The sequence below is a fragment of the Acinetobacter sp. OYA S30 genome (assembly GCF_033599315.1).
Classification (GTDB): Bacteria; Pseudomonadota; Gammaproteobacteria; order Pseudomonadales; family Moraxellaceae; genus Acinetobacter; species Acinetobacter baumannii.
In genome coordinates, this window is the sequence record NZ_JAWVAV010000026.1 from 45,075 (window position 1) to 51,226 (window position 6,152).

At 40.2% G+C, this 6,152-nt stretch carries 9 protein-coding genes and 1 pseudogene; 1 reads left to right on the plus strand and 9 read right to left on the minus strand.

Annotated elements, in window-relative coordinates; genetic code table 11:
* Position 1 precedes the first annotated feature (1 nt).
* Positions 2 to 403, minus strand: a complete 402-nt coding sequence (locus tag R5R67_RS13200) for an NUDIX hydrolase (protein ID WP_000849704.1) — start codon at positions 401 to 403, stop codon at positions 2 to 4.
* Positions 404 to 417: 14 nt separating this feature from the next.
* The gene (locus R5R67_RS13205) at positions 418 to 999 is read right to left on the minus strand and encodes a TIGR00730 family Rossman fold protein (RefSeq protein ID WP_001084309.1); all 582 of its coding nucleotides are present in this window, start codon (positions 997 to 999) and stop codon (positions 418 to 420) included.
* Positions 1,000 to 1,156: 157 nt separating this feature from the next.
* On the opposite strand from R5R67_RS13205, the gene R5R67_RS13210 reads away from it, so the two are divergent.
* Positions 1,157 to 2,170, plus strand: coding sequence for a CorA family divalent cation transporter (locus tag R5R67_RS13210; RefSeq protein ID WP_000888321.1), 1,014 nt, complete (start codon positions 1,157 to 1,159; stop codon positions 2,168 to 2,170).
* 69 nt (positions 2,171 to 2,239) lie between these two features.
* Here R5R67_RS13210 and R5R67_RS13215 read toward each other — a convergent pair whose 3' ends face one another.
* From R5R67_RS13215 to R5R67_RS13245, 7 genes and pseudogenes are all read right to left on the minus strand, one after another.
* A complete protein-coding gene (locus tag R5R67_RS13215) occupies positions 2,240 to 2,527 on the minus strand; it encodes a lipid asymmetry maintenance protein MlaB (RefSeq protein WP_000250997.1) in 288 nt (95 codons plus the stop codon).
* 11 nt (positions 2,528 to 2,538) lie between these two features.
* A complete protein-coding gene (locus R5R67_RS13220) occupies positions 2,539 to 3,180 on the minus strand; it encodes a phospholipid-binding protein MlaC (protein WP_001093907.1) in 642 nt (213 codons plus the stop codon).
* A 26-nt stretch (positions 3,181 to 3,206) separates the two neighbouring features.
* Positions 3,207 to 3,887: an outer membrane lipid asymmetry maintenance protein MlaD gene (locus R5R67_RS13225; protein WP_000842362.1), complete on the minus strand. Its 681-nt coding sequence runs from the start codon at positions 3,885 to 3,887 to the stop codon at positions 3,207 to 3,209.
* Positions 3,887 to 4,663, minus strand: coding sequence for a lipid asymmetry maintenance ABC transporter permease subunit MlaE (gene mlaE / locus R5R67_RS13230; protein ID WP_001091949.1), 777 nt, complete (start codon positions 4,661 to 4,663; stop codon positions 3,887 to 3,889). Before mlaE ends, R5R67_RS13225 begins: the two co-directional genes overlap by 1 nt.
* Entirely contained in the window at positions 4,660 to 5,478 is an 819-nt protein-coding gene (locus tag R5R67_RS13235; RefSeq protein ID WP_002019647.1) for an ABC transporter ATP-binding protein, read from the minus strand. Before R5R67_RS13235 ends, mlaE begins: the two co-directional genes overlap by 4 nt.
* A 126-nt stretch (positions 5,479 to 5,604) precedes the next feature.
* Complete coding sequence (locus tag R5R67_RS13240; RefSeq protein WP_000471151.1) at positions 5,605 to 5,790, minus strand: hypothetical protein; 186 nt, start codon at positions 5,788 to 5,790, stop codon at positions 5,605 to 5,607.
* Between the two features lie 91 nt (positions 5,791 to 5,881).
* Positions 5,882 to 6,152 (minus strand): annotated as a pseudogene (locus R5R67_RS13245) (hypothetical protein); the annotation flags it as partial.

Genomic DNA, 6,152 nt, shown 5'->3' on the forward strand with positions numbered 1-6,152 from the left:
ATTATAGAGTTATAGATAAGTTCTGCTCACACCACGGAATTACAATTTCTTTGGTTAATGGTGCGAGTTTTGTCTCGGAATCATTAAATTTCACCCACTTCATTTCAGCAATTTCAGCTGCAATTTGTGGGGATTGTTTTAATCGAACCAAATATAAATGGCTAATAAGCTTGTGATCCGGTTCATTGGCAGCTGCTGTCTCAAAACGCCCTATAAACTGTTCTATTACACACGGGCTGCCTATTTCTTCCAAGATTTCACGCTGTATAGCAGTTTCCGGAGCCTCATTCGGCTCCAGTTTACCGCCTACCTGCATAAAAGCTTGTGTATTACGCTTTCTGACAAGCAATAATTCATTTTGTTCATTTAAGATCACCGCAGCGGCGACCGTAATTGTTTTCACCTATTTAACCTCATTTATGGTTGAACGTCGGCATTTGTCCATTTCGGAGCAGGAGCCTGATATTGCTCAAATTGTTGAAGAATATCTTCAATTTTGTCTGAGGCAATCAATTTATCAACAAACCGTGCTTGGCTAAATCCGTTAACTACAGTTCCTTTGATCATTTTAAGCAAATCTTCATAAAAGCCAGCTACATTTAGAAAAGCACACGGCTTTTGATGAATACCTAATTGTGCCCATGTCCATTGTTCAAAGATTTCTTCCAATGTACCTGCCCCACCTGGTAAAGCAATAAAACCGTCCGACAGATCTGCCATTTTGGTTTTACGCTCATGCATATTTTCGACGACATATAATTTTGTCAGTCCAGGATGAGCTAACTCGCGATCAACTAAAGCACGAGGAATTACCCCAATGACCTGCCCGCCGGCTTGCAAAGCACTATCAGCAACAACACCCATTAAACCAGAACGGCCACCGCCATAAACGAGTGTTTTACCTTGTTTAGCAATAGCTTCACCGGTTAATTGAGCAATTTGTTGAAAGATTGGGTTTGAACCAAGAGATGAACCACAGAAAATACAAATTGAATTCATAGTATAAAAACCGTTTTATTGAACTGTCATGCTGACAAACTAGACTATCGACAGAGTTTTTTTTTGCAAAATAGCGTATTGGCAAGTGTTTTTCGGCAAATCCTTGTCTAAAATACACCCATCAATTTCCATCAGACTGCGTAAGGAAAAAAGACACATGCTTGAAGCCTTTTATGCCACAGAACGCGGAAGTCTGGAAGATGCCACCATCAATGGTGGATTTGATCTACATCCCGAATTAGTATGGCTTGATCTTATTGCACCCTCTCAAGAAGAACAACAATGGGTCTTAGATGCTTACAATCAGAACTTACCTACACTAAAGTCGTTAGAAGACATTTCATCTTCTGCTCGATTCTACCGTGATGATGACGGTATTTTGCATATCAGCACCTATTTTTTAACGAAAAATAAAAATTATCAGGTTGATGGGGATGCCGAAGATTCTTCCCATATGCTTGCCATGGTGCAGACTGTTGCATTCATCTTACATAAAGACCGCTTATTTACCTTACGTGGTGAAAAGTTAGTTGCCTTTCGTGCTTTTCGTGCTCGAGCTCGTCGTAATGATTACGAAATGGATTATAAAGATCCAACATGGATTTTATTGGGTTTACTTGAAGCAAAGCTAGATGAGCTTGCGGATATCTTGGAAGATATCCACAAGGATCTAGAAAAATACTCAACCGAGGTTCTCAATAACCATCAACGTGAACAGATTTTAGATCTTGATGACATGATTACCCGCTTGGCACAACAAGAAGACATGCTTGGGAAAGCACAGCTCTGTTTAATTGATTTGCGCCGTGTTTTAACGTTTTTGTCTCGTCCACGTGCTTTAGGCAGTCATATCTACGATGCAGATATTCGAGAACTTAGTGAGGATGTTCGCTCGCTTGTTGAACATGACGCTTTCTTATTCCAAAAAGTACGATTCTTGCTTGATACAACGTCAGGATTTATTAACACTGAACAAAACGATACGATCCGTCGATTCTCGATATTACCAAGTATGTTGGCACCACCTATGTTGATCGCTAGTATCTATGGTATGAACACTGATGTACTTCCTTTCGCACACGGTACAACCAGCTTTATTATCGTTTTACTAATTATTATTGGTTTCTTTATTGGGCCTATCATTTATTTCCGCTGGAAAAAATGGATTTAAAGAGATTACTCCCGCAAATTTTGTATATAAAAAAGCACCTAAATTTAGGTGCTTTTTTATCTTTGCTCATCAAACCAAATGTAGGTCTTCTTGCAAATGGCAGGCTTGAATGATTTTCAGCATCTTCTCTGGTACATTTTTAAAATGTAATCCAGACTTTTGTGGAGTTTGACGTAGCCATTGCACTAAAACAGCCAAGGCTAACGTATTACCATGCTCAAGCTGCTTTAAATCAACAATTAAAGGAAAGCTTGTTTGCTTTTTAATAATTGCCAATCCAGCTTGGTATTGTTGTTCAGCATTTTCAAAATCAATTTTGCCTGAAACAACTAACTCTTGGTTAAGATACTGAACCACTCTTCACCTACTTATTTTTGTTTATTCTGATTAACAGCAGCATCTGCATCAGGTTGGAACGTAGCAATTGCTTTATTCAAATCACCGCCATTACGTTTCACAGTTGCAGCAAACTGGTTACGGAACTGCAATCCTAAATCAATACCAGAAACATTGATGTTACGGATTTTCCATTGTGAACCTTTGTCTGCCAACTGGAACGACACAGGAATTTTTTCACCATTGTGATTAAAATCTAAAGTCACAACAGGGTTTTTACCAGCTGTCGCCTTGTATGGACGCATCGTGTAAGTTTGGTTTGTATACTTAGCAAATGCACTACCGTAATTCTCAATTAATGTATTACGGAAGTTCGTTTCAAACTGAGCACGCTGTGCAGCAGTACTATATTGGTTTGTTGCATAAGTACCCATCACAATACGAGTAAACGCTTGTGAATCAACATACGGGTCTAAGTTTTGGCGTACAATTGTTTTTACTAATGCTGGGTTATTTTGCAATTTAGCATGATCGGCTTTTAAACGAGAAATCAAGCCATCAGCAACACGCTTAATAAAGTCAGGTGGTGCTTCTGAAGGTGCAGCAAAAGCTGTACCAGCAATCATAGTAGACAAAATACTTGCTGTAAGGGTTTGTTTAAACAACGTATTCACCTGGAACCACTCCTTCAAATAATCTCTTACTCAACAAATGACGGCTGTGCACTGCTGTCAGTACTTGCAGGAGCTTTTTCTTCTGCTGAGGATGAACCAGCGGCAACCTTACCTGCGCCACCACCAGTAATAAATTTACTAATAAGATCTTCTAGATCCATCGTTCCTTGGGTATTAGAAATAGTATCGCCACGTTTAAGGTAGTTTAAACCACCACCCGGTACGATTTTTAAATATTTCTCACCCAATAAACCATTGGTTGCAACCATTATATAAGCATCTTCATCAATACTTGTGATGGAGTTCATGTTACTGATCAGTTGCTGTTCCATTGTTTTTTGTTGCGCTGGAGTCGCTTGCGTATAATCAGAACTATAACGTAATTCGTCTAAAGCATTTTTTTGAACTTCTTTTAACTGTTCAGCATTAAAGCTTGTCAGTTTTCCATCAAGATCAAAAGTAACCGTAGCCAAACGTGTAACCGGATCAAGCGTGATTGAATCAACGCGGCCAATTGTTACACCGCTCATCGTCACTTTAGCACGAGGCTTTAAACCATTAACGTTATCAAACTGAGCTTTCATGGTGTAGCCATCGCTCAAGTTCGTGCCCACTAAACCACTCACTTTCATTGCTAAAAAGAATAAAGCAATACCGAAGATAATAACAAAGATACCTACGGCCAGCTCACTAGTACGTGATTTCATTAAATCCCTCCGAACATGACCGCAGTCAACACGAAATCAAAACCTAAAACACATAATGAAGAATATACAACCGTGCGGGTCATTGCCGTTGCAATGCCTTCAGGTGTCGGATCACATGCATACCCTTGGAAAACAGCAATCCATGTACACAGCAAAGCAAATACAATGCTCTTAATAATGCCATTTACGACATCGTGGCCAAATTGAACATTATTTTGCATACCACTCCAAAAGGAGCCTTCATCAACGCCAAGAAAATCAACTCCAACCAACTTACCGCCAACAATACCAATCGCAGCAAAAATAACGGTTAACATTGGCAAACTGACTATACCAGCCCAAAGACGTGGTGATACGATTTGCTTTAAAGGATCAACACCAATCATTTCCATACTGGCAAGCTGTTCACTTTGTTTCATCGAACCAATTTCAGCAGTCAATGCAGAACCTGCTCGTCCAGCGAAGAGCAAAGCTGCAACGACCGGTGCAAGCTCACGCAATAAAGTTAAAGACACCATTGTGCCTAGCATTGATTCACTACCAACATTGACTAATATTGAGTAGCCTTGCAATCCGAGTACCAGACCAATAAATAAACCTGATACCGTGATAATGAGTAAAGACATTACCCCTACACGATGCATTTGATAGACGAAACGTCCAAAACCGCCCGCTGAAGGTAATGAAAAAATAATCTGTAAGAGCATCAGTGCCGCAACACCAATCCCTCGAATCCGCTCAATAACGAGTCTACCTAACCAGGCAATCGTATTCATGGACGAACCTCGTTATCTAAATAAGCTTGGTGGCTAAACTGGTATTCAACCGGACCTTCTGCCGAGCCGGTTAAGAACTGTTTTACAAATGGAGAAGCATAAGCTTGTAATTCTTCTGGCGTTCCTTCCCCTTGAATCTTCCCTTCCGCTACAACATAAATGTAGTCAGCAATAGATAGGGTTTCAGGAACATCATGCGAAACAATAATCGTAGTTAGATCTAAAGCTTCTCGCAATGAACGAATGAGACGTGTTAAAACACCCTTCACAATCGGGTCTTGCCCCGCAAAAGGTTCGTCATACATAATTAAATCGGGATCAAGCGCAATTGCACGAGCTAAAGCGACCCGTCGGTTCATACCACCTGACAACTCAGTAGGCATAAGCTGTTCTGTTCCACGCAAGCCCACCGATTCAAGTTTTAGAGCGACCAGTTCTGCAATGAGATTTTCAGAAAGCTTGGTATGCGCACGAATTGGAAAAGCGACATTTTCATAAACCGACATATCGGTAAATAAAGCTCCACTCTGGAACAGCATTCCCATACGCGCACGTGCTGCAAATAATTCCTGGCGTGACATTTGAGCAATATCTTTGCCATCAAGCAAAACTTCGCCCTGATCGGGAACAAGCTGCCCACCAATCAAGCGTAATAAAGTCGTTTTACCTGTACCAGATGGTCCCATAATGGCCGTGATCTGGCCTCGACGTATATTTAAACTAATATTGTCATAAATGACGCGTTCCCCTCGGTTAAAACTCAAGTTTTTCACTTCAATCAGTGATTGAGTCGAGAGAGGAGTTTTATTATTCATAATGGCAATCATTCCTGCACTTTTATGCCCGCATACTATAACACTGAATTTTGGGAATCTTGTTGTAATTTTGACAAAAGCAAAACAAGCTAATATAGGAATATGAGCTAGATTTTGAAAAGAAATTTATTGATCGAGAACTTGAAACTGGTCTACGAAATGGCCAGTTAATAAAGCATAGGCAAAGTAGATTCCATTGCACAAAGCAAGTGCAATAAAAAGATATGGCAAACCACGTTGAAATAAGAATTTACTCAACCATGCCAAAGGCGACTCTTTTCGCTTACTTTTACGCATTATTACAATAAACATTGAACTGTTTCACACTTTGTTATTTTATAACAAAACTAAAAAATAAAAAAGGCCAGTATGTAAACTGGCCTTTTTTTAAATCTCTTAAAGATTAACGGTCGAATTTACGACGGCGCTCACCACGAGATTCTTGATTAAAGTGTTCTTCGCGAACTGCGCGACGTGGACGGTCTTCACCACCGAAGCTACGTTTTGGACGATCACCAAAACCACCTTCACGACGTGGACGATCTTCACCACCAAAGCTACGTTGTGGACGGTCACCGAAACCGTTTTCACGACGTGGTTTATAGTCTACGCGGTTACCACGATTGTCATCATTTGAATCAAAACGAGGCTTATCGTTAAAACCACCTTCACGG